Consider the following 21,120-nt stretch of genomic DNA (forward strand, 5'->3'; position numbering starts at 1 on the left):
GAACAGGGTGCTTTAGTCCCTGTAGCCTATCGGCTTCAGCCTGCGTCCACCGCCGCAGGCTGTCCGACTTCCGCGCCGGATGGACGCAAAGTGATCCAGTCGGTTTGCACGCGATCCCAATCCTGAATGAGGAAGCCGTAGGACTCGAACAGCTGTCGAATGCGCGGCCGTTGCCACCCTGCAATCTGTTCGAGGATTGGCACCAGCACCGCCAGGGCGTTGTCGCTGAGGACAGTTCGCTTGGCAATCTGGGCAACGTGCTTCGACTCGGATACTGCAATAGTAAAACCGTCGCGCCGGTTGACGTGCAACATTACGTGAATATCGGAACTGCCATCGCCGACATACACCACATGGTCGGCTGCGATACTTAGATCTTCTTGCAGTTGGTCGAGGCGCGCGACTTTCCCGTATCCGGCGGTGGCGCGCACCAGGGTATCGATCTCGCCGGTGGCGGTGTATTTGAACTCGGTGCCAAAGATGTGATCTTCGGGAACAATCCCTTCGAGCGCGGACTTGATCACTTCCACGGGCGCCGCGGACAGGACGTAAAAGTCGAAGTGAAAGCCGTCAATCTTCCGGTCCAGGATTTCGTAGACCTGTTTGATATTTTCTTTCAGGCGAATCCGCTTGCCGACTTCAAGCAGGTGCTCTTTGCGGACGCGTCGGCGGAATTCCGGGTCGTGCAACAGCAGGTATGACAGTTCAGCGCCCTGCTGCACAAGGTTCAGCTTGGTCATTCCCTTGATCTTGCGTTCGAACTCTTCCACGGAAATACCAACCAGTTCACTCAAGACGTAACCGGTATCGTTGAAGGTCAGCGTCTGATCGAAGTCACTGGCGAACAAATAGCGTTTCAAATGCTTCTTGGGCATGGACTATTTTAGATTCCGCGGGCCATGAATCGACTATTAAATTTCCATATCGCTATGATTACAGGAAGTTACGGACAAAGATCGGGACTTCAGGGGTTGTTCCAAAAGGTGGACGAGCGTAGGCTTGCGCTGTAAGAAAGTCGTACTTAATTCGCATTCCTAGGAGTTCATCCATGTCCGGACACGCGGCCGATCATCTCAAGAACGATTCCGACCGAGGCAAGGGTTCGCTCGAACCCGACGAGCGCGATCAGGCTGGGAACAATTCGATGAATGGCCAGCTTTCGCATCGCAATGTTCATCCCATGGCGGAAGGGGCGGATTCGGATTTTCCGGAACCGGCAGCGGGTCCGGAACATTCGTTCGAGGGAGAGTTCGAGAAGAAGAGCGCGTAAATACTTTCCCGCGCGCGCATGAAACGCGGCAAGCCGCGGCTCTACATCGAATTTTTTTCTTCGTCAAACGCGCAATGCCTGCGACTTCGCCTGCTCCTGCCTCATCTGATGAACTGCGTTTTCGTTCTCTTACAACTCCCTAAATTCAAGGAATACAAAATGCCCAGCATGAAAGCAGTGCAAGTCGGAAAACCCGGCGGCAATTTTGAACTGGTGGAGCGCCCGATTCCCGATCCCGGCCGCGCGCAGGTTCGAATCAAGGTAGAAGCCTGCGGCGTCTGCCATAGCGATGTACTCGTGAAAGCGGGACTATGGCCTGGCATTCAATATCCCAGGGTGCCCGGACACGAAATCGCCGGGCGCATCGATGCGGTCGGCGCTGATGTGACCAACTGGAAGCCTGGACAGCGCGTCGGGGTCGGGTGGCATGGCGGACACTGTTTCACCTGTGAATTTTGCCGGCGCGGCGATTTCGTTCTCTGTCGCAACGAAAAAATTACTGCCATTCATTTTGACGGCGGCTACGCCGAGTACATGATCGCTCCCGCGGAAGCGGTGGCGGCCATGCCCGATGATCTGGATGCCGCTGACGCTGCTCCGCTGATGTGTGCCGGGATCACGGTATTCAATTCCTTGCGCAATGCCGGGGCACGCGCGGGCGCGCTGGTCGCGGTGCAAGGCATTGGAGGCCTCGGGCATCTCGGGATCCAATACGCTCACCAGATGGGTTTCCGTACGGTTGCAATCGGACGCGGCGCCGACAAGGAGGCGCTCGCTCGCAAACTGGGCGCCAGCATCTACATTGACACAGCAGCTGGCGATCCCGCGGCGGCACTTCAGAAGCTAGGCGGCGCTCGCCTTATTCTCGCTACTGCGCCGGATTCGAAGTCGATTTCAGCGATGGTGGACGGGCTCGCTCCGGGCGGAGAGTTGCTTGTGATTGGAGCCGCTCCCGAGCCTCTCACTGTCAGTCCCTTGCAACTGATTCCGGGACGCAAGACGGTTCAGGGATGGCCGTCCGGTACGGCCATGGACTCCGAGGATACCCTCGCCTTCAGCGCACAGACCGGAGTGCGTCCGATGATTGAACGGTACCCGCTGGAAAAGGCGGCTGAGGGATTTGAACAGATGATGAGTGGACGGGCCCGGTTCCGGGTCGTCCTGACGATGTAACCTGCATCCTCCCCGCCCAAGATCAGGCGCAACGGCCATGTTCGACCTCCTATCCCCACCGACCGTTCGGTGGGGATTTTTCCGCACTTCCTACTGATAATTCCCAACTAGACACTCGACATTTGATTGATTTTTCTACTATTGTGCGTAGTAGTTCCATTTGTGCCTAGCGGTCACGTGGGGATTCTTCGAGAACCGTCATGTGCCTTCCCATCCGGCACAGGGCCTGGAGTTCATTCACAAATCACGTAAGGAGAACGAAATGGTCGGAAAGAGTGCACCCTCCCTCAGACATGCCATGGTCGTGGCAAGCCTATTGTTGTGCTGCTGTGTATCGGGATTCGCGCAATCCCGAATGACGGTTCGCCGGGAAGTACAACGCGACGTTTCGCCGCCATTGCGGGAAATGATCAAACTGATGCCACCGCCCTCGCTGGCGCGTCATGAAGCGGAGCCGGCTCGGCGGATTCCACTTCCTCCAGGCCTGGAAGCACAAGGGCAAGTAGAAGACTCGGTCCGACAACAGACGATGGTTCCTTTCACACCGGTGGTCGGCACCAGTTTTGAAGGCTTGGGGCAAGCTCAATACGGGTTCACCGTTAACAGCGCTCCTCCGGACACGAACGGCGCAGTCGGCGCGACCCAGTACGTGCAATGGGTGAATTCCTCCTTCGCGATCTTCAACAAGAGTACAGGCGCACTCGTCGCCGGTCCCACCGCAGGCAATACTCTGTGGGCAGGATTCGGCGGAGGCTGCCAGACCAACAATGACGGCGATCCGGTGGTGCTGTATGACAAGCTGGCGCAGCGCTGGGTCTTCAGCCAGTTCTCAGTTTCGACCACGCCGTTTCTGCAATGCGTGGCTGTCTCGACGACGTCCGATGCAACCGGCACCTATAACCGCTACAGCTTCCAGTACAACAACTTTGATGACTATCCCAAGATGGGCGTGTGGCCGGACGGCTACTACGAAACCTTCAACATGTTTAACGGCAACACCTTCGTTGGCGGCGATGTCTGCGCGTACAACCGTGCGGCCATGTTGAGTGGATCGGCAGCCAATCAAATCTGCTTCCAGCAAGGATCCTCGGTGGGCGGCATGTTGCCGAGCGATCTCGATGGCACCACCGCTCCACCAGCCGGATCGCCGAACTACGTGGTGTACTTCGGAACCAATAACCTGAACCTGTTTAAGTTCCACGCCGATTTCACAACTCCGGGAAACTCAAGTTTCACCGGTCCGGCGGTAATCCCGGTGGCAGCGTTCACGCCACTCTGCAACGGCGGAACCTGCGTTGTGCAACCGAGTACAACACAGCGGCTGGATTCACTTGCCGATCGCATGATGTACCGGCTGGCATACCGCAATCTAGGCAACCATGAGTCGCTGGTCACGAACCATTCGGTCGCGATCACCGGCGGCGGCGGCGTGCGCTGGTACGAAATTCAGAATCCCAGCGGAACGCCGGTACTGGCACAGCAAGGCACGTTTGCTCCGGACGCGAGCTATCGCTGGATGGGCAGCATCGCAATGGATCAATCGGGAGACATGGCGGTGGGTTACAGCGTGTCCAGCAGCACGATTCGTCCGTCAGTTCGCTATACGGGGCGAGTCCCGACCGACCCCTCTGGCACGATGGAAGCGGAGGTGAACGTCGTCACCGGCGGAGGATCCCAGACCGGAAGCTTGAGCCGCTGGGGCGACTACAGTGCCATGACGGTTGATCCGGTGGATGATTGCACGTTCTGGTTCACCACCGAATACATGAAAACGACCGGCAGCTTTAATTGGGCGACGCGAATTGCGAACTTCAAGTTCCCAACTTGCGGCGGTGTCCAGACTCCGGACTTTTCGATTGGCGCGGCGCCGTCTACCTTGAGCATCCCGCAAGGTGGGAATGGTACCAGCACGATCACCATCACCAGTCTTGCCGGCTTCAACAGTGCAACCACGCTCAGCGCCTCCGGCTTGCCGACGGGCGTCACGGCGGCATTCTCGTCGAACCCGGTCACTCCCCCGGCCAATAGCAGCGCAACTTCAACCTTGACGTTGACTGCTTCGGGCACGGCAACGACGGGCACCGTCAATGTCACTGTCAACGGAACCTCGGGGACGCTCAGCCACAATGCAACCATCGCGCTCACGGTGACCTCATCCGGTGGAGGAGGTGCGCAAACCGCGGTGTTCGATTCGGTCCTGAAGGCACCGAAGTGCGCGACGGTGGGAACATCGTGCGACTCGGGTCCAACGCTCCTGTTGGGACGAGGCACGATGACTGGCGGGAATGAAGTCAACCGTCCGAACACGATTAACAGCACGTGTGCAGACGGCAATTCGGGCACGTTCCATTCGGATGAATCGAACGACCGTCTTTCCATTTCCGCGACCAGCGGCAATCTGACGCACGGAGCAACGGCCACGGTGAACGCGACCGTGTGGGCATGGAGCGGATTCACGAACGACCATCTTGACCTGTACTCCGCAGCCAATGCGAATAGTCCGACGTGGACTCTGATCGGAACGATTACTCCGACGGCGGCCGGCGCGCAGACGATTTCGCGAACCTTCACACTTCCGACGGGCACGTTGCAGGCGGTGCGCGCTCAATTCCGCTACCAGGGAAGCGCTTCTTCCTGCACGGCAGGCTCGTTCAACGATCACGACGATTTGATCTTCGCGGTGCAGTAACAGAAGATCAGTCGCCAAACAATTCGAGCCGGTCCTGAAGTCAGGGCCGGCTCGATGATTTTTGGGATGGCGATCTCTCGTACGGACTAAGCGCCGGCGCTTGCACCCACGGCGCGTACGCCTTCGTTGCAGACTTTTGCGAAGGCATCGACGACTCCGCTCTGGAATTTTTCACCGGACGCTGCCGCGATCATGCCCTGAGCTTCGTCGGATGTCATGGCCTTCCCATCTTTCGCAGAGGTCAGGCGCAGATACATGTCGGCCACGGCAAGAATGTGCGCTTCGATCGGCACATTGACCGCGCGCGCGCCTTGTTCTTCGAGGATCTGTTCCGCGACGATGATCGGAATCACGCGACGCAAGGATCCACCCATCGCATGGGCGCGAGGATCCGCCTTGCGATTCTTGCGAAAACTGGCAACGATTTCCTGGCGCGTGACGTCGGCGGCTTTGTAGAGCATGTCGTGACTGATACCGAGCGAACTCAAATCACGCAACAGGATCGCAGAACGCAACATGTCAATGCGGTCCGACCCCATGCCCATGACGTTCGCCATGCGGGTCACGATGTCCAAGACGCGCTGGTTCTCACCCTGCGTGAAGCGTTCGTTTTCGAGAAAATGCTGCAGGACGACCAGAAGTCCGCTGAAGCTTTCGCGGATGTCGTTGGTCATCGCCTGCTTGCGTTCGTAGAGCGTGCCCATCACGTAGCTGGTGACCGCCAGCATGCCCGCCCAGATAGCGAAGTTGAAGAGGCGCTCTCCCGGCAGAACCAGCGTGCGGTGGGCCGGCATCATGTTGTTCACGAAGTTCAGCAGCACGACCACGAAAACGCAAGCAAATGCGGTCAGAGTGGCGTGGCGGCGTCCAAAGAAATAAGCGGAATAGATGGCGGGAAGAAAATAGAAACACAGCACCATGGGCAGCGAGTCCGCGAAGAACTGCAGTGTCGCCGCAATCAGAAACAAGGACAGCAGGAGAACGAGTTCTTTTGTGACTTTGCTCATCAAGGAACCTTGTTTGGACGTTTATGAAACTTGGCGGGATTCGGTCTGGGGGGCGACCTTCCGGATAAACCGCCGGGAGACTGACACGCCTCCCTCTCGTTTCATGTTGAGGCACCTTGGAGTCCAGACAAAGTTACGCAAGTAATGAAGAGGGGGATGGGCCGAAGCGGACACGCCCCCAGCGGCTGAAGCCGCCTTCAGTGGCCACCCTTACGGCACGACTGAAGTCGTGCCCTCCCGCCCTCATCTAAACTAAGGAGCTTGCTTCAGGCAAACGGGTTCTCGTCGGCGCTCCGACCGTAGATCACAGGAACGGGAACGTCCAGCAGGCGGAGATAGACCGACAGCTGACCGCGATGGTGATACCAGTGGTTCATCATGATAGACCGCGCTACTTTGATGCGAGGCATTTGAAAAGCTGGCTTACCACGCACAACCAGGCGCCAGTTCGTCTGCGCCGCGTCGTCGCTCATGCCGTTGAGGAAGGCCTCGGCGTCGCGGACGCTCTGCTCGAACGCCGCATGAATTTCGGCCAACTCCTTCGGTCCAGGCGGATCAAAATTGGCCTGCGAGGCATCGAATTCATCCACTTGCAGAAGTTTTGCGAGGTCCCCGGGAACTTTGGCGATGTGCATCGCTAACTGGCCTAGAGACATTGATTTCTGATGAGGCTTCCAGGCCAGTTTGTTTGCCGGTACGCGATCGAGGATCCGCTTGGTAATCGCGGCCTCTTCGCGAAATTCATCCAGCATCGATTCCGTTGCTGCTGTCATACCGTCTTCTCCTGGGCAATGCTTTCGCTTTTATTAATTCGTCGTGACCGGACCATCAGGCGGATTCCTTGTCCGAGCAACACGAGTCCTGAGTCTTGGCCGGGGCTTGAGAGAGTTGCTTCACGTCGACGAGATTGCTTTCACTGTATCGGTCATGGTGTCGCACCCATGCCATTGGATGAGGCAACCCTTCCTCGTCCCGGCCCTTGGGCGTCAGGTCGATATATTGGTAGGCGACCAGCATGGGATCGAGTCCACGCGCGTAGACGGAATACGTGTGGAAGATCTCACCCGCTGCGTTCTTGTAGAACACGCTCGCTCCCGGACCTTCCTCGGAGGGAAATCCGCTCGCGGCATAGTTGTAGTACGCCGTTCCTTTCGCCATCTCCTCTTTCGAGAACGAGACGTGATAGTCAGAGTTGAAATCGCTTCCGAAGGAAGACATCCACTTAAAGCGCCATCCCATGCGCTTTTTGAAGGCATCGATCTCGGGCAGGGTCGCGCGGGAAACCGCCAGTAGTGTCGTGTCGCGCGCCGCCAGGTGCGGGATCGCTCCATCGAAGTTGTCGGCAATGAACGAGCAACTGGGACACCCTTCTTTCCAGCCCGGACCGAACATGAAGTGATAGATGATCAACTGGCTCTTGCCACCGAACAGGTCGGCGAGGGTCTCTTTCCCCTTCGCCCCCTCGAAGACATATGGCTTCTCTACTTTTTCCCATGGCAGTTCGCGGCGTTGCTTGCTGAGTTCGTCGCGCAGGAGCGTCAACTGTTTTTCCTTCTTAAGCAGATCCTTGCGTGCGGCCAGCCATTCTGCCGGCGGCACGACGGTCGGTACTTCTCGTTTAATCGTCGCGGTAGTCATACTCATTTCTCCTTTGAAAGTCTGTTCTGCGAATCTCTCTCTTCATCTGCCTTCTTCGGCCGGACGATCTTCACGATCAGAGCGGTGAGGCCGCCGGTCGACATCACGCCGCTGATCATCAACGCCGCACTGGGCAAGCATTCTGGACACATGAATTCTTCCTCGATGGAAAATCGCCCTTCAGCGGGAACGCTTCCCTTCCGCTCGCTTGCGAACGCTTTCGTGCATGTGCGTCCAGCCTTTGTTGACACCTTCCCGATGGGCTTCCTGGATCAGTCCCAGCGCCGAATGATGAAACTTGATCAACGTTCCACCGTTCTCCTCCGAGAGGAGGTACTGCAAGTTCGAAACAACCGGATAGGACATGAACAGGGGCCCGGAGATTTCCAGCAGCGTAGGACGCTTGATCGCTTGCACGGTTCCCCAGCAATGGCCGTTGTCGCCGCCCAGGTCTCGGAACCACCGTCCGCCCGGCCACGCTTCGATCTTCATCGGCATTGCCGTGCCGTCGGGTTTGTCATTTTCCGGGCCTATCTGCTCTAAAAGAGCTGCGAACGTCACGTCGATCGGCGCTTTGACGTGGATCTCATGGGTCACGTTGAGAATCATCTGTTCAATGCTTGGTGCGGTTACAACCATGTTTCCTCCTCAAAATGAAAAGTCATCAGATGTCTTTTGCTTTGCTCTCGGCACGCTCTTTTACACGCGTCAATTGATGGGACCAGAGGCGCTCGAACGTGCTGGCCCACTCATGTAACGGACGAATCGCATGGGCATCCGTTCGATACAGCATGTGACGGCCGCTACGGCGAACGCGTACAAGGCCGACATCGCGCAGGACCTTCAAATGCTTGGACACCGAGGGCTGCTCGATCCCAAGCTGCACGACAATGTCCCCTACTGGACGTTCCTGCAGCGCGAGGTAGCTCAAAATTTCGCGCCTGCGAGGTTCGGCGACGGCGTTGAAAGAATCGGACGTGGTAGCGGCTCGTGCCATGAGCTGTTTATATATTCCTATATCGGAATATGTCAAGCGCTTTTTCTAGTAGTTGCACCGGGCGCCGTGGGGGGCAGGTCGCGTATTTGGTGTAATCGCCTGATTGCAACAATCATCGCGGATCGTCCGTTGGGATTGCAGGCTGATTTGCTCTAACATCAGTGTTCTATGGAGAAACCGTTCAGAACTTTGCGCGGGTTCCTAGCGGGAAAAGAACGCGAAGAAGACACCTACTTTGCGTATTCAGCAACCTTGCGCATCTCGGGCGAGATTCCAGACATGGACGAGATTTCTGCCACCCTCGGACTCTCACCCACGCATTCGCACCGGAAGGGCGAGAAACGTAGCGCCAATGGTCATCCGTACCGTCAGGACATGTGGTCGTACACTCCCGCAGTTGAGAGATCAGAACCGCTGCACAGGCACATCGACGCTTTGTGGCTAGAACTGAAGCCACACAAGCGCTATCTAATGGGGCTCAAGAAATCCTTGAACGTCGATGTGTTCGCTGGGTACCGCTCGAATTGCGATACTGCCGGAATCGAGGTGCCACACACCTCCCTAGAGATGTTCACCGAATTGGAGATTCCCTTCGGGGTTTCGATCATCGTGACGTAGTTGTTGAAAAATCGCGATTACACCAACAGCTGCGACGATGTACCGCGCATTCGTCTTGGGCTAAACTTGCAAGTTGATGCGCCAGACTGACCAGGTACCGCCCGACCTTTTCCACTCGGAACTTCCGCGTTTCGGATCAAAACACTGGGTGCCGACAAACTACAGACAACGGGTAGTGGCGTTTGTGTTTGGACTGACATTCGTCGTGGGCGCAGTCCTCGCCATCGTGTCAACTGTACTTCTCAAAACCGAAGTGGCTGCTGCTCTTCATTCGGAAGCCGCTGCTACGGTTTTCAGCTTCTTTCTGGTGTGCTTAGTTTTGGTGGGCGGCGTAATCGTCATTGTCCTTGGCGTTCGCCTACTTAGGAGCGCCTTTCGCACCAGCGCAAATCGCCCTGTATAAGACTGGCGTTTCCCTTAGATTCGCCGGGTTGTTGGGGTAACATCGCCATTACACCAACAACCGCCCCAGGTGGCTCACCGCCCGACGCCGAACAAGAGTTGTTGGTGTAGTCGCCTGATTACGACAGTTGGGCACCGTGTCTGACCAATCTGACGGAACCCCACCGGCCTGTTTGGTGTCTCTATACTTTTGTGTCTTTATACTAGTGAAGTCCCACAAAAGTTAATACCACGGAGGCTGTCCTCACTTGTGACACTCTTATGGGTGTGAATGGAGTGGTGGCGTATCTCTGGCGCTCGATGGACTGGTTGAGGCGCATCGACGTCATCGTGCTTGTGTTGATGCTTTCCTATGTCCTCTTTGTCGTTGCCCGCGCATTCCACCGCATACAGATAATTGGAGTTGTGCATCGATTTCCTGATGCCGGTCAGAGGAAATCCAGCGACCTGAAAGCGCAAGCTCGCACGCTCAAAGCTATTGTTTCGATCGCGCCATACCTCGGACTCGTGGGCACGGTGCTCGGTATACTGAATGCCCCCGGCATGGGCAGCGGCATCGCCATGGAAAAGAGCGCTGCTCTTAGGCGTATATCGTCGGGAATAGCAGAGTCATTAGTCCTCCCTGCTGTGGCGATACTCGTGACCGTTCCAGCGATATGCTCCTACAACTATCTCTGCACTTGGATAGGCCTGCTGGAAAACAGGAAATCTGAAAAGACACGACGAGGTTGCCAAACAGTCACGGGCGGATTCTCACGCCCACCAGCATTTTCTTTGGTTGCTGCAAGTGGACTCGCAATCCTTGTCGCTTTGTACACACCGTATTTCGACCCACACCGAACAGTAGGCTTCGGCATCGATTTAATTTCGACTCGCTGCGAATACGTTCAGAATGATCGAGTCACCGTGCTGCATGTCACGAACGCAAGAAAACTCTTCATTAACGACGAAGAGGAGGATTGGGGAAATTTGGCTGGTCGCTTGTCCGAGATTTACAGCGTGAGAGAGTACCGGACGCTCGATCTACTCGTAGACAAGGAACTCTCTTTTCAGACTGTAGCAGATGTGATCGACATCGTGGCCGGTGCTGAGAACACGGTGGGAACGGAGCCTCTGAACATCGAAGTCCGCCTGATAACGCCCGACGCGTTGAATGCTGGTTGCGTCGCCATACCGTTGAGGTTTCTTTCTGGTCCGATGTAGTTGGCGTTAAATCGCCATTACACCAACAACCCAACCCGGCAGGCACGTGGGGCAAGTTGTTGCCGCTAACGCTTATTTACTGCCTTTGCGCGGGGATGGGTCTGGTCGTACACGTTCATGACGTGCTTGACCGAGAGTTGCGTGTAGCGCTGCGTGGTCGCCAGACGCTCATGGCCGAGTAGTTCCTGGATCGCTCGCAGGTCAGCGCCTTCCTCAAGCATGTGGGTGCCAAACGCATGGCGCAGCGTATGCGGATGTACATCCGGGGACAAGCCTTTCGCGACAGCGATCCGCTTGACGATTCGTCCTACGCTCCGCGTTGTCAGCCGTCCGCCGCGCTGGTTCACGAGCAAGGCTGCGTTCGTTTTCTTCAGGGTGACCAGCAACTGTTGTCGCCACGGAATATAGACTGCGAGGGCTGCGCGCGCCGATCCTCCAAAAGGAACGTAACGTTCCTTCTTCCCTTTGCCGCGGATCAGAATGGCTTCCGCACTCAAGCGAATGTCATCGAGATTGATGCCGACCAACTCCGAGTTGCGGATGCCACATCCGTAAAGCAGTTCGAGAAGAAGACGGTCGCGTTCGGGGAACGACGCCTGTTCCGGCATCTTGCCGTCAAGGACAGTGTTCATCTCCTCGATCGTAGGAACACGCGGCAACTTCTTCGACAGCCGCGGCGTAGAAACAAGTTTGGCGGGATTGCTTTCGACGACGCCGTCCTGTGCCAGCCAGCGATAGAGCGAGCGTACGGCAGCCAGGGCGCGAGCCACCGAAGTCTTACCGAGGCCATTGTCATAGAGATGCGAGAGGAAACCGCGAATTACAATGTGGTCGATACTCTTCCATCCGCGGGTGCCTACATAGGCTGCGAATGCGTCGAGATCGCCGGTATAGGCCTTGATGGTATGCGACGACGCGTTGCGCTCGCGCAAATGGCGTAGGAAGGAGTCGGTGGCCAGCTCCACGGTAGTGCGCGAATGTTCGCGGTCCAGTCTCATAGCGGATGATCGCTACTCAATGTCCAATCCCCAAACAAGCTGTCATCCTGAGCGGAGCGAAGGACCTGATTTTGTGTGCTGCTGAGAACAACAGGTCCTTCGCTTCACTCAGGATGACAATTCCGAGAAGCATGTTCATCGCGCTTTTGCCCTAGGATGATGCTTCGTATAGACACTCTTCAGCCGGTCGAGCGCGACATGGGTGTAGACCTGCGTCGTTGAAATATCGGAGTGGCCGAGGATGGTCTGCACGGTACGCAAGTCGGCGCCATTTTCGACCATGTGGGTAGCGCAGGAGTGTCGCAGCATGTGCGGACTCGCGGAACGGCCGGAGCCTATGGACGCTTTGCGAACCACCTGCCAAAGTCGCTGGCGGCTCAGCCGGCGCGCCCCAGCTCCCACGAAAAGGAGAGGCGATGACTTCTTTTTCGCTAACACTTCCCTGCTATTCTTCAAGTACTGCTGCAAGGTTTCCTGGGCGGGTACTCCGAGCGGAACCATGCGTTCTTTGTCACCCTTGCCGCGTACCAGGATGTATCCCATTTCAAGTTTAAGGTCTTCGAGGCGGGCATCGGCCACCTCGGAGACACGCACGCCGCTGGCGTACAGAAGTTCGAGCATGGCGCGATCGCGGAGCGCGAGGGCCTGCGCTCGCGGGGAGTCATTGCGCGGTTTCGTCGATGCCAAGGTCGCTTCCACTTCGTCGCGGCTGAGAGACTTTGGCAGCACCTTCCATTGCTTCGGGCTGTCAATATTCAGCGTCGGATCTTTTTCAATCTTCCCGTCGAGCAGCAGGTAGCGATAGAGATGGCGGATCGCGGAAAGTTTTCTTCCGACTGACCGGCCATCGATCTGGTTGGAAAACAATTCCTGGATAAAGTCCCTGACATCTTCGCGACGCGCCCCGTTCAGAACCTGACGGCGGCCTTCCAGAAATTCCGCAAACTGTGACAGGTCGCTGGTATAGGCGGCGATGGTTAACTTTGCGGAACCACGCTCCACACGCAGGTAGTCTAGAAAACTGGACAGCGTGCGGGAATTGGCTTCAGAAGGCACAAACCAAGTATCCGCGTTGTCAGACGTTCGAGGGAGTAATGAAACAGATGCCTCGAACTGCTGAGCACTACTCAATACATCCATCGCGGATGATTCGGCTTAGAATAAATCCATCATGCTTAAACTTAACGCCCTGCTCTTGATCGCGCTGCTCTGGTTGTGCGGATGCAGCAAGTCCGCACCCACTTCTCCCGCTACGGGTTCATCCGCCAGCAACATGTCGAACGCCAGCGCTCCGGTGAGCGCAGACGAACCCGTCGACAAGAAACTCCAGGAATTGGCTGGCAGCGGCGCAACGAACTGCGGTCATCTGAAATCGCAGACGGTCCCCGAAATGGATGCGGCCGGAAAATGCGTTATGCAGGGAGCGCAGCAGAAGAAACCTTTTTACGTTGCCTACGAGTTGCCGGGGATGATCATCGCGATCGCCGGCAATGCGCAAGGAAAACTCTTCTCCGTACAGTCGCAACCTTCAGCCGAGGGCGGACTGGCAACAGTTCCCTGTCCAGCGGAACTGCGCATCGCGCCCAGCGGACGCGCGACCTGCTATTCCCCGGGCACGTTTCCCATGGGCATGGACGCGAATCATGGCGGCAGCATGACGAAACCGCCGACGGGAGCGAATCCCCATAAGGGCCTGGGCATTCCGGCGCCCGGAAATGCAAACCCCCACAAAACGCCGCCAGCGGCTCCCGCGAAACAATCGTAGGCCGCGTAACGCTACTGCTGCGGCCCCTGGTCCCCTCCGATTCCCGGCGGTGGCGCCGGGATCGTGATGTCGATTGTGTGGACAGGCCCGAAAGTCGACAGGGGCTTGTCGAATTCACTGGTATTGCCGACCACCAGGACCGACATCTGATCGCGGTGAATGTACTTTGCCGCAACCCGCGCGACATCTTCCTTGGTGACCTTCTCGATGCCGGACTGGTAGCGCTCCAGGAAGTCGAGCGGGTAGCCGTAAAACTCGTAGGCCATTTTTTCCTGCAAGACCTTTCCCGGCGAGTCAAAGCGGAAGATGAATGAATTCAGGATTGCATCTTTCGCGCGTTTGATTTCTTCATCGCTAATCGGCCGTTTCGGCGACAGGTCGGAAATTTCTTCGTCGAGCGCCTGAATCGATTCCACTGTGCTCTGACTTTTCGTGCTCATGATCAGACGCAGCATGCCCGGACGATCCCATCCCGTGCCGATTCCGCCGCCGACCGCGTAGGCAAGTCCCTTGGTGGTGCGAATGTCACTGAAGAGACGAGAGGAGAATCCGCCGCCGAACGCTTCGTTGAATACCGAAATCGCGAAGTAGTCCGGATTCTTACGCGTGGTTCCGAGGCCCACCAGATAGATGTTGCTCTGGTTGACGTCCGTCTTCTCCACCAGGTAGTTGCCGGGCTTGGCGGGGGTGATCGGCACTTCGGGATCCTTCGCGGCCGGGCCTTTTGCCCACGCTGCAAAAGCCTGGCGCAAGCGCGCTTCCATGTCCGCGGAGTCGAAGTCGCCGACTACTCCCAGGATGATGTTGTTGGGATGAACGTAGCTGTGATGCCACTCGACCAGATCCTCGCGCTTGACGGCCGCAACCGATGCATACTCCGCAACGCGCGCGAATGGACTGTCTGCTCCATAGGCGAGTTTGGCTGCTTCACGTCCGGCGATGCCATCGGGTTCGTCATTCCGACGGGAAATGGCGTCGTACATCCCCTTCTGGGCAATTTCTATTTTGTCAGCACGAAATTCGGGATTCTGCAGCAGGTCGACGAACGCTTTGAAAACGTCGCCGAGATCGCCCTTCAGGCAAGACCAGCTGATGGTCGTCGAATCCATGCCGCCACCGGTTTCGACATGTGCGGCACGTTGTTCGAGGTAATCGTCAAGTTGATCGCCGGTTTGCGACTTCGTGCCACCGGTCCGCCACACTTCGCCGTAGATGTCCATCATGCCGGTCTTGGCGGCGGGAACGGCACGCCCTCCACCGCGGATGCGCGCGATGCCATCGATGAGCGGCAACTCATGATCTTCTTGCAGAAAGATCACCATGCCGTTGGGCAGAACGATGCGCTTGGGCTGCGGTGGATGAAACGTCGGCAGTGGCTTAATGGGGACGTCTTTCCAATTCACCGCCTGCGCGAAGAGTTGAACGCTCGCTGCGACCAGCGTTATTGCTAGAAAAATCTTCAGGGCGCTCTTCATTGGGCACCTCCTTGAGAAACAGGCGCCGCACCGGGCGGCGGTCCTGCCGGAGGAGCGAATTCGATAATTCCCACGGTGCGATTGTCAGGAATAAACGTCTGGTTGGCGATGCGCCGAATATCGGCTTTGGTGACTTTGTCGATACGATCCACCGATCGGAACAGCTCGCGCCAGTCGCCATAGCGTGCCGCGAAGGTTCCAAGATTCTGTGCAAGGCCTTCGTTTGATCCGAGCGAGCGAATTAGATTTGCTTTCGAGCGCGTCTTGATCATGCGCAATTCTTCATCGGAAATATCTTCTTTTCTCAGACGATCTACCTCGGCGTGAATTGCGTCCGCCATCTCCTGCGGCTTATGGCCTGGAATCGGCACCGCATAGAAAGCGAACAGGTGCGGATACTTGTTGCCCGGCATGCCGGAAAAACCTGCAGAGTCGGAAGCGATCTGCTTGTCGCGCACCAGCGCGCGATAGAGGCGCGAGGTTCGTCCGCTCGACATCAAGTCGGTGATGGCATCGTAGACGGCGTCGTCGGGATTGTACGAATCGGGCCGGTGGTAACCCTCGATATAGATGGGCTGCGCCTGTTCGTGAAGAACGACGCGCCGCTCGGATTTTTGCGGTGGTTCGGTGGTGGTGGCCTCGTCAGCAGAGGGGCGGGTAGGCAGCCGCGAGAAATATTTTTCGATGATCGGCATCGTCTCGGAGGCCTTCACATCTCCAACCAGCACGACCACCATGTCGGACGCGACGTAATATTTGTCGAAAAACTTCTGCGCATCCGTCGCGGAAAACGAATTCAAGTCCCACATATAACCGACCGTTGGCCGGTGGTAAGGATGGGCCGCGAACGATGCGCTCGTGAACTGCTCGAGCAATCGTCCAATGGGATTGCTGTCGGTGCGCATACGCCGCTCTTCGATGACTACGTTACGTTCCTTGTAGAACTGCCGCATGACCGGATGCAGGAATCGTTCCGACTCCAGGTACGCCCAAAGTTCCACTCGATTGCTGGGGAAGGAATAGTTGTATCCGGTTTCGTCGTGATTGGTGAAGGCGTTCATGCCTTCGCCACCTTCGCTCTCGACGATCTTTCCGAACTCGTTGTTATAGGGAGCGGAAAATTTGTCTGCCTCGGCGATGGCGTCTCTCCAGGACTTTTCCAGTGCCTTGAGCTTCTGGTCATCGCGGCCTACCCGTTTATCGCGCTCGGCGATATACGGACCGTAGGCATCTTCTACTTTTTGGAGCGCCTTCTTCTCGCCTTCATAGTCACGCGTACCGATTTTGTCGGTACCTTTGAACGCCATGTGCTCGAACATGTGCGCAAGGCCTGTCTTCCCCATCGGATCCTGCACGGAGCCTGCGTCGACGTGGGTGAAGAAAGAGAAGACGGGCGCCTCGGGCCGCTCGCAGATGATGACGGTCAGGCCGTTCGGAAGTTTCTTCACGGTAATGCGTTTTTCGAAGGATGCCAGATCCTGGCCGAATGCAAACGAGGAAAAACAGAACAAGAGAGTGATGAAAAGAACGTGACGGGACTTCATTCCACCTCCAACGGCTGGAAACATGATGAAATTCGAAGGTACTTGTGGGCGCAAGAAATTGTCAAACCGGACCTCTTCTATAGAGACGTAAGAGAGGCCAATGGGTTAGATGCTCGGGATGAAAGTTGCGCCGGCGGTCGCGCCCCAACTCCTTCGGAACTGTCATCCCGAGCGAAACGAGGGATCTGATTCTCTGGCGAACTGCAGATCCCTCGCTTCGCTCGGGATGACAGACTTTAAGAGTGGAATCTAGAGGGCTGATGCGGGCGCTCAGCTCTCCCAGACCCACTTCCCTCCGACCATGGTGCGCTCGATAGGAATATTGATGATGTTGCTGGGATCTTCCTTGAAGACATCGCGTCCCAGTACGACCAGGTCGGCCAGTTTCCCTGCCTCGATCGATCCCTTTAGGTTTTCTTCGTAGGAAGCGTAGGCGCCGTTCATCGTACCCACGCGGATCGCTTCTTCCAGCGTGATTTTCTGTTGCGGTCCCCAGACATTTCCCTTGGTATCGGTGCGAGTCACTTCGGATTGCAGCGCCATCATGGGCTCGAACGGTCCGGGCGGATAGTCGGAGGCTTGCGTGGGTCGAATGCCGGCATCGATGAAGCTACGGAGGGCAAACATGTGATTCACGCGCTCGGCACCGTACTCTTTCATCTTCTCGCCGTGATAGTAGGCGTAGGTTGAAAAGGGCGTCGGGATCGCACCCAGCGCTTTGATCCGTCCGACAAGTGAATCGTTGACGACCGTGCAATGCTCGAGGCGGTAGCGCGCATCGCGACGCGGCATTTCCTTTTGCAGGCGTTGATACACCCGCAGCGTGGTGTCGATTCCCACGTCCCCATTAGCGTGCGTGCCCAGTTGCCATCCGGCGGCGTGCGCTTTACGAGCTTGTTCGTAGAGTTCCTGCTCGCCCGTCACGAGAATTCCGAAGTCGTCCGGACGACCAATGTACGGCTGCGATAGTCGCGCCGTGCGCTCGGAGATGGAGCCGTCGCATATCATCTTTTGCGCGCCGACCCGCACCCATTCATCGCCGAGGCCGGTCTTAACACCAGCAGCTAGCATCTGGTCGATATAGGGATAGCGGATGTGGCAGTACACTCGCATCAACAGTTCACCGGCCTCTCGAGCGTCCTGGTAGGCGCGAAGGTCGTCGGGCGAGCCGCCAGCGTCGGTGACGGACGTGACTCCGGTGCGGGTCATCATCCTGGTGATCAGTTTCACGCCCTCGCGGTGATCGTCGCGCGTGAAGGTAAGAGGGTTGGCCTTTTCGAATGCATCCTTGCCGTGTTCGCGGACGTGCCCAGTCAAGCGTCCGGTCGCTGAATCGCGATCATATTTTCCACCCGGAGGGTCTGGAGTCTTGTCGTCCAGTCCGGCCAGTTTGATGGCTAGCGAGTTTGTCCACGCTGTGTGACCGCCACGGTGCTCGACAAATACGGGATGGTCGGGCACGGCGGCGTCGAGTTCCTCACGCGTGAGCGGCCGGCCCTCGGACGTCTTCGTGTCGTCGTACTTAAAACCGAGCACCCATTGGGCGGGAGGCGTGATGGCGGCGCGTTCGCGCAGAGCTTTCAGGATTTCGGCGATCGACCGCAAGTCGCAATCCACCATCCGCAAGTGAGACAGGCCAGCCTCGGCGGGATGCGAGTGAGCGTCAATAAATCCGGGGAGCACGGTCTTACCGCCAAGATCGATCTTCTTCGCATTGCCAGATGCCAGCGCCAGGACTTCGTCGTTCGATCCAATCGCAAGAAACCGGCTATTGGAAATGGCGGCAGCTTGCGCCTTCGGCTGACGGGGATTCACCGTCCAGAAATTGCCGTTGTAAAGAATCAGCTCGGGCTCACTGCGATCCATTGCAAAAAGGGACGATGCGCTTAATACTCCAACCCCGTAGAGAAACTCGCGACGCGATGCAGGCATCACAACTCCTTTTTCGTTTGCGGGAAACTATACTGGAAAACGTCGTTGGTCGTTAGTCGCTGGTTGCTTGCAGAGCGCAGGTCCGGATGGAACTCTGCCCGGCAAGCGAATTCCGAGTGACAAACGACCATCGACGAACGACGCCCTATGCCCACCTCTACCATCGTCGACGTTGAAGACCGCAAGCTGAAGCTGTCTAATTTGGAGAAAGTCCTGTACCCGGCTGCCGGATTCACCAAGGGACAGGTGATCGACTACTACGTCCGGATCGCGCCCGTGCTGGTGCCGCATCTCGCCGGACGCCCACTCACGATGAAGCGGTATCCCGAAGGCGTCGATCACGAATACTTCTTTGAGAAAAACGCTCCCATGCACCGGCCGGACTGGGTGAAGACGGCCCCCGTGTGGAGCGACAGCAATCACCGCACTATCAATTTCATTCTCGCCAATGACTTGTCGACGCTCGTCTGGATCGCGAACCTGGCGTCGCTGGAACTGCATCCGTCGCTCGCGCTCGGAGCCGACATTGAAACTCCTACCATGATCGTTTTTGATCTCGATCCCGGACCACCCGCCAACATTGTGCAGTGCGCACAGGTCGGGTTGTGGGTACGCGCGATTTTCGATCATTTCGGATTGCAAAGCTTCCCTAAGACTTCCGGATCGAAAGGGATGCAGATTTACGTCCCGCTCAACACGAAAATGAGTTACGACCAGACGAAATCCTTCGCGCATGCGATCGCGCGCTTGCTGGAGCAGGAACATCCTGACCTGGTTGTGTCGGACATGAAAAAGGCGGTCCGCACCAACAAGGTATTCGTCGACTGGAGCCAGAACGATCAGCACAAGACGACGATCTCCGTCTATTCGCTGCGGGCGCGCGAGCAGCCAACCGTGTCAACGCCGATCACCTGGTCGGAAGTCGAACAGGCATTGAGGAAGAAAGATGCGCAACGCCTGGTCTTCGAAGCAACGGACGTGCTGAAGCGCGTGGACAAGATGGGCGACTTGTATGCGCCGTTGCTGACGTTGAAACAGAAACTGCCACAACTCGCTGGACTTGGCGGCGAAGCGGCCGCAGAACAATCGGAATCAGTTGCGATAGCGGCGCAGGCGGACGAGAGTCCCCGTTCACGCACGAGTGCGAAGAAAGCGACCGTCGCTGCGAAAAAACGTCGCAAGGTATAATCGCGCTCTACGCAAGCGCTACAGAACCCATGGCTACGCTTTACGTCGGCACCTCCGGATGGGCATACCCGAGTTGGAAGCCTGAGTTCTATCCGGAGAAGCTCGCGCAGAAGAAGTTCCTGAACTACTACGCGTCGCGCTTGAATGCCGTCGAAGTGAACTACAGTTTTCGGCAACTCGTCAAAGAGACGACCATCCAGAATTGGATCGCCGAAACGCCCGAGCACTTTCACTTCACGATCAAGGCCCACCAGGTTCTCACTCACATCAAGCGCCTGAAAGATGCGGAAGATTTCCTGAAACGTTTCCTCGGCACGCTGGAAGGACTGGAACGCGCCGGACGTCTCAGCCCGATACTTTTTCAACTTCCGCCGAATTTCAAGGCGGACCAGACGGTACTGTCGGAATTTCTGAAGCTCCTGCCCCGAACATTGCAGGCTGCTTTCGAATTCCGGCACGAATCCTGGTTCACCGACGCGACGTGGACTACTCTCCGCGAGCGCAACGTCGCGCTCTGCGTCGCAGAAACGGAAGAGCGAAACACGCCCGATGTGGTCACCGCCGATTATGCCTACTATCGCTATCGCAAGCCGACTTATTCAGCGGAAGAACGTGCGGCGATGGTGGGTCGCATCCAGGAGCACATTTCCGCCGGCCGCAATGTGTTTGCCTATTTCAAGCACGAAGAGACACCCGAAGGCGTGCTGTACGCGGTCGACGTTCTCAAGACCGTAGGCGCATGAAGTCAAGCTGACTAGCAAATCAGATGGTGTGCGATACGGTTTTCAATTATGACTACTCCGGCTCGCGAAAAAGCACAGTCCCTGAAGACGGTCTTCGACAATCTGTACAAGATCCTTTCGCGCCACTCCCCACCCTTCAAGATCAAGACAGGGCTGGTCCGAAATAAACGCGACCTGCATTTGATTGCGCCCAAACCCGTGGCCATCCCCGGCGCCTATGGCGGCAAGCCGATGGATAAAGCGGTGACTGCGATCATCGAGCAGAAGGGCTACATCGGCTTCTATTGTTCGCCGGGCTATTTTACGGAGGGGTTAGGCGCGGATGCGCCCCCTGAGATGATGAAGTTCCTGAAGGGAAAGAGCTGCTTCCATGTCACGCGCCTCGATGCCAAGCTGGAAAAAGAAATCGAAGGCGCACTGAAGGCCGGAACAAAACTGTTCAAAAAACAAGGCTGGCTGTGATTTTTGGTTTCGAGCG

21 protein-coding genes are annotated in these 21,120 nt (G+C 56.9%); 9 read left to right on the top strand and 12 right to left on the bottom strand.

Annotated features, from left to right (window positions below; translation table 11 throughout):
* Positions 1 to 35 precede the first annotated feature (35 nt).
* Positions 36 to 875 carry an HAD-IB family phosphatase gene (locus HY010_00390; GenBank protein ID MBI3474164.1) on the bottom strand — a complete coding sequence of 280 codons (840 nt, stop codon included), beginning with the start codon at positions 873 to 875 and terminating at the stop codon, positions 36 to 38.
* A gap of 173 nt (positions 876 to 1,048) precedes the next feature.
* On the opposite strand from HY010_00390, the gene HY010_00395 reads away from it, so the two are divergent.
* The 3 genes from HY010_00395 (at position 1,049) to HY010_00405 (ending at position 5,132) form a co-directional block, all read left to right on the top strand.
* A complete protein-coding gene (locus tag HY010_00395) occupies positions 1,049 to 1,270 on the top strand; it encodes a hypothetical protein (protein ID MBI3474165.1) in 222 nt (73 codons plus the stop codon).
* A 159-nt stretch (positions 1,271 to 1,429) separates the two neighbouring features.
* Complete coding sequence (locus HY010_00400; GenBank protein ID MBI3474166.1) at positions 1,430 to 2,443, top strand: alcohol dehydrogenase catalytic domain-containing protein; 1,014 nt, start codon at positions 1,430 to 1,432, stop codon at positions 2,441 to 2,443.
* Positions 2,444 to 2,798: 355 nt separating this feature from the next.
* Entirely contained in the window at positions 2,799 to 5,132 is a 2,334-nt protein-coding gene (locus HY010_00405; protein ID MBI3474167.1) for a hypothetical protein, read from the top strand.
* 86 nt (positions 5,133 to 5,218) lie between these two features.
* Here the strand turns inward: HY010_00405 and HY010_00410 are convergent, their stop codons facing one another.
* From HY010_00410 to HY010_00435, 6 genes are all read right to left on the bottom strand, one after another.
* The gene (locus HY010_00410) at positions 5,219 to 6,139 is read right to left on the bottom strand and encodes a hypothetical protein (protein MBI3474168.1); all 921 of its coding nucleotides are present in this window, start codon (positions 6,137 to 6,139) and stop codon (positions 5,219 to 5,221) included.
* A 266-nt stretch (positions 6,140 to 6,405) separates the two neighbouring features.
* Positions 6,406 to 6,891, bottom strand: coding sequence for a DinB family protein (locus HY010_00415; protein MBI3474169.1), 486 nt, complete (start codon positions 6,889 to 6,891; stop codon positions 6,406 to 6,408).
* 76 nt (positions 6,892 to 6,967) lie between these two features.
* Positions 6,968 to 7,777 carry a DUF899 domain-containing protein gene (locus HY010_00420; protein MBI3474170.1) on the bottom strand — a complete coding sequence of 270 codons (810 nt, stop codon included), beginning with the start codon at positions 7,775 to 7,777 and terminating at the stop codon, positions 6,968 to 6,970.
* A 2-nt stretch (positions 7,778 to 7,779) separates the two neighbouring features.
* A complete protein-coding gene (locus tag HY010_00425) occupies positions 7,780 to 7,929 on the bottom strand; it encodes a hypothetical protein (GenBank protein ID MBI3474171.1) in 150 nt (49 codons plus the stop codon).
* 28 nt (positions 7,930 to 7,957) lie between these two features.
* Entirely contained in the window at positions 7,958 to 8,416 is a 459-nt protein-coding gene (locus HY010_00430) for an SRPBCC domain-containing protein (protein MBI3474172.1), read from the bottom strand.
* A 25-nt stretch (positions 8,417 to 8,441) separates the two neighbouring features.
* Complete coding sequence (locus HY010_00435) at positions 8,442 to 8,774, bottom strand: winged helix-turn-helix transcriptional regulator (protein ID MBI3474173.1); 333 nt, start codon at positions 8,772 to 8,774, stop codon at positions 8,442 to 8,444.
* A gap of 189 nt (positions 8,775 to 8,963) precedes the next feature.
* Between HY010_00435 and HY010_00440 the strand changes: the two genes are divergently transcribed.
* Together HY010_00440 and HY010_00445 are read left to right on the top strand one after the other, a co-directional pair.
* A complete protein-coding gene (locus tag HY010_00440; GenBank protein MBI3474174.1) occupies positions 8,964 to 9,392 on the top strand; it encodes a DUF4279 domain-containing protein in 429 nt (142 codons plus the stop codon).
* Between the two features lie 663 nt (positions 9,393 to 10,055).
* Entirely contained in the window at positions 10,056 to 10,997 is a 942-nt protein-coding gene (locus tag HY010_00445) for a MotA/TolQ/ExbB proton channel family protein (protein MBI3474175.1), read from the top strand.
* A 65-nt stretch (positions 10,998 to 11,062) separates the two neighbouring features.
* Here the strand turns inward: HY010_00445 and HY010_00450 are convergent, their stop codons facing one another.
* Positions 11,063 to 11,995 (bottom strand): tyrosine recombinase XerC, encoded by a 933-nt coding sequence (locus HY010_00450; protein ID MBI3474176.1) that lies wholly within the window; start codon positions 11,993 to 11,995, stop codon positions 11,063 to 11,065.
* A gap of 135 nt (positions 11,996 to 12,130) precedes the next feature.
* Positions 12,131 to 13,135 carry a site-specific tyrosine recombinase XerD gene (gene xerD / locus HY010_00455; protein MBI3474177.1) on the bottom strand — a complete coding sequence of 335 codons (1,005 nt, stop codon included), beginning with the start codon at positions 13,133 to 13,135 and terminating at the stop codon, positions 12,131 to 12,133.
* A gap of 31 nt (positions 13,136 to 13,166) precedes the next feature.
* On the opposite strand from xerD, the gene HY010_00460 reads away from it, so the two are divergent.
* Positions 13,167 to 13,760, top strand: a complete 594-nt coding sequence (locus HY010_00460; protein MBI3474178.1) for a hypothetical protein — start codon at positions 13,167 to 13,169, stop codon at positions 13,758 to 13,760.
* A gap of 11 nt (positions 13,761 to 13,771) precedes the next feature.
* Here the strand turns inward: HY010_00460 and HY010_00465 are convergent, their stop codons facing one another.
* The 3 genes from HY010_00465 to HY010_00475 all read right to left on the bottom strand — a co-directional run bounded on the left by HY010_00465 (position 13,772) and on the right by HY010_00475 (position 18,711).
* Complete coding sequence (locus HY010_00465) at positions 13,772 to 15,235, bottom strand: insulinase family protein (GenBank protein ID MBI3474179.1); 1,464 nt, start codon at positions 15,233 to 15,235, stop codon at positions 13,772 to 13,774.
* Positions 15,232 to 16,779 (bottom strand): insulinase family protein, encoded by a 1,548-nt coding sequence (locus HY010_00470; GenBank protein MBI3474180.1) that lies wholly within the window; start codon positions 16,777 to 16,779, stop codon positions 15,232 to 15,234. Before HY010_00470 ends, HY010_00465 begins: the two co-directional genes overlap by 4 nt.
* A 270-nt stretch (positions 16,780 to 17,049) precedes the next feature.
* A complete protein-coding gene (locus HY010_00475; GenBank protein ID MBI3474181.1) occupies positions 17,050 to 18,711 on the bottom strand; it encodes an amidohydrolase in 1,662 nt (553 codons plus the stop codon).
* A gap of 147 nt (positions 18,712 to 18,858) precedes the next feature.
* Here HY010_00475 and HY010_00480 point away from each other — a divergent pair, with 147 nt between their 5' ends.
* Genes HY010_00480 through HY010_00490 form a run of 3 tightly spaced genes read left to right on the top strand, consistent with a single transcriptional unit; the run spans position 18,859 to position 21,104 of the window.
* On the top strand, positions 18,859 to 19,899 hold the full coding sequence (locus tag HY010_00480) for an ATP-dependent DNA ligase (protein MBI3474182.1): 1,041 nt from the start codon (positions 18,859 to 18,861) through the stop codon (positions 19,897 to 19,899).
* 29 nt (positions 19,900 to 19,928) lie between these two features.
* Positions 19,929 to 20,642 (top strand): DUF72 domain-containing protein, encoded by a 714-nt coding sequence (locus HY010_00485; protein MBI3474183.1) that lies wholly within the window; start codon positions 19,929 to 19,931, stop codon positions 20,640 to 20,642.
* Between the two features lie 48 nt (positions 20,643 to 20,690).
* Complete coding sequence (locus HY010_00490) at positions 20,691 to 21,104, top strand: hypothetical protein (GenBank protein MBI3474184.1); 414 nt, start codon at positions 20,691 to 20,693, stop codon at positions 21,102 to 21,104.
* Positions 21,105 to 21,120 lie beyond the last annotated feature (16 nt).

It is taken from the genome of Acidobacteriota bacterium, from assembly GCA_016196065.1.
Taxonomy (GTDB): domain Bacteria; phylum Acidobacteriota; class Terriglobia; order Terriglobales; family Acidobacteriaceae; genus Acidiflorens.

Coding starts and splice junctions, on each gene's coding strand:
- HY010_00390 (MBI3474164.1), bottom strand. CDS start 875: ATGCCCAAGAAGCATTTGAAACGCTATTTGTTCGCCAGTGACTTCGAT.
- HY010_00395 (MBI3474165.1), top strand. CDS start 1,049: ATGTCCGGACACGCGGCCGATCATCTCAAGAACGATTCCGACCGAGGC.
- HY010_00400 (MBI3474166.1), top strand. CDS start 1,430: ATGCCCAGCATGAAAGCAGTGCAAGTCGGAAAACCCGGCGGCAATTTT.
- HY010_00405 (MBI3474167.1), top strand. CDS start 2,799: ATGACGGTTCGCCGGGAAGTACAACGCGACGTTTCGCCGCCATTGCGG.
- HY010_00410 (MBI3474168.1), bottom strand. CDS start 6,139: ATGAGCAAAGTCACAAAAGAACTCGTTCTCCTGCTGTCCTTGTTTCTG.
- HY010_00415 (MBI3474169.1), bottom strand. CDS start 6,891: ATGCTGGATGAATTTCGCGAAGAGGCCGCGATTACCAAGCGGATCCTC.
- HY010_00420 (MBI3474170.1), bottom strand. CDS start 7,777: ATGACTACCGCGACGATTAAACGAGAAGTACCGACCGTCGTGCCGCCG.
- HY010_00425 (MBI3474171.1), bottom strand. CDS start 7,929: ATGTGTCCAGAATGCTTGCCCAGTGCGGCGTTGATGATCAGCGGCGTG.
- HY010_00430 (MBI3474172.1), bottom strand. CDS start 8,416: ATGGTTGTAACCGCACCAAGCATTGAACAGATGATTCTCAACGTGACC.
- HY010_00435 (MBI3474173.1), bottom strand. CDS start 8,774: ATGGCACGAGCCGCTACCACGTCCGATTCTTTCAACGCCGTCGCCGAA.
- HY010_00445 (MBI3474175.1), top strand. CDS start 10,056: ATGGGTGTGAATGGAGTGGTGGCGTATCTCTGGCGCTCGATGGACTGG.
- HY010_00450 (MBI3474176.1), bottom strand. CDS start 11,995: ATGAGACTGGACCGCGAACATTCGCGCACTACCGTGGAGCTGGCCACC.
- xerD (MBI3474177.1), bottom strand. CDS start 13,135: ATGGATGTATTGAGTAGTGCTCAGCAGTTCGAGGCATCTGTTTCATTA.
- HY010_00460 (MBI3474178.1), top strand. CDS start 13,167: ATGCTTAAACTTAACGCCCTGCTCTTGATCGCGCTGCTCTGGTTGTGC.
- HY010_00465 (MBI3474179.1), bottom strand. CDS start 15,235: ATGAAGAGCGCCCTGAAGATTTTTCTAGCAATAACGCTGGTCGCAGCG.
- HY010_00470 (MBI3474180.1), bottom strand. CDS start 16,779: ATGAAGTCCCGTCACGTTCTTTTCATCACTCTCTTGTTCTGTTTTTCC.
- HY010_00475 (MBI3474181.1), bottom strand. CDS start 18,711: ATGCCTGCATCGCGTCGCGAGTTTCTCTACGGGGTTGGAGTATTAAGC.
- HY010_00480 (MBI3474182.1), top strand. CDS start 18,859: ATGCCCACCTCTACCATCGTCGACGTTGAAGACCGCAAGCTGAAGCTG.
- HY010_00485 (MBI3474183.1), top strand. CDS start 19,929: ATGGCTACGCTTTACGTCGGCACCTCCGGATGGGCATACCCGAGTTGG.
- HY010_00490 (MBI3474184.1), top strand. CDS start 20,691: ATGACTACTCCGGCTCGCGAAAAAGCACAGTCCCTGAAGACGGTCTTC.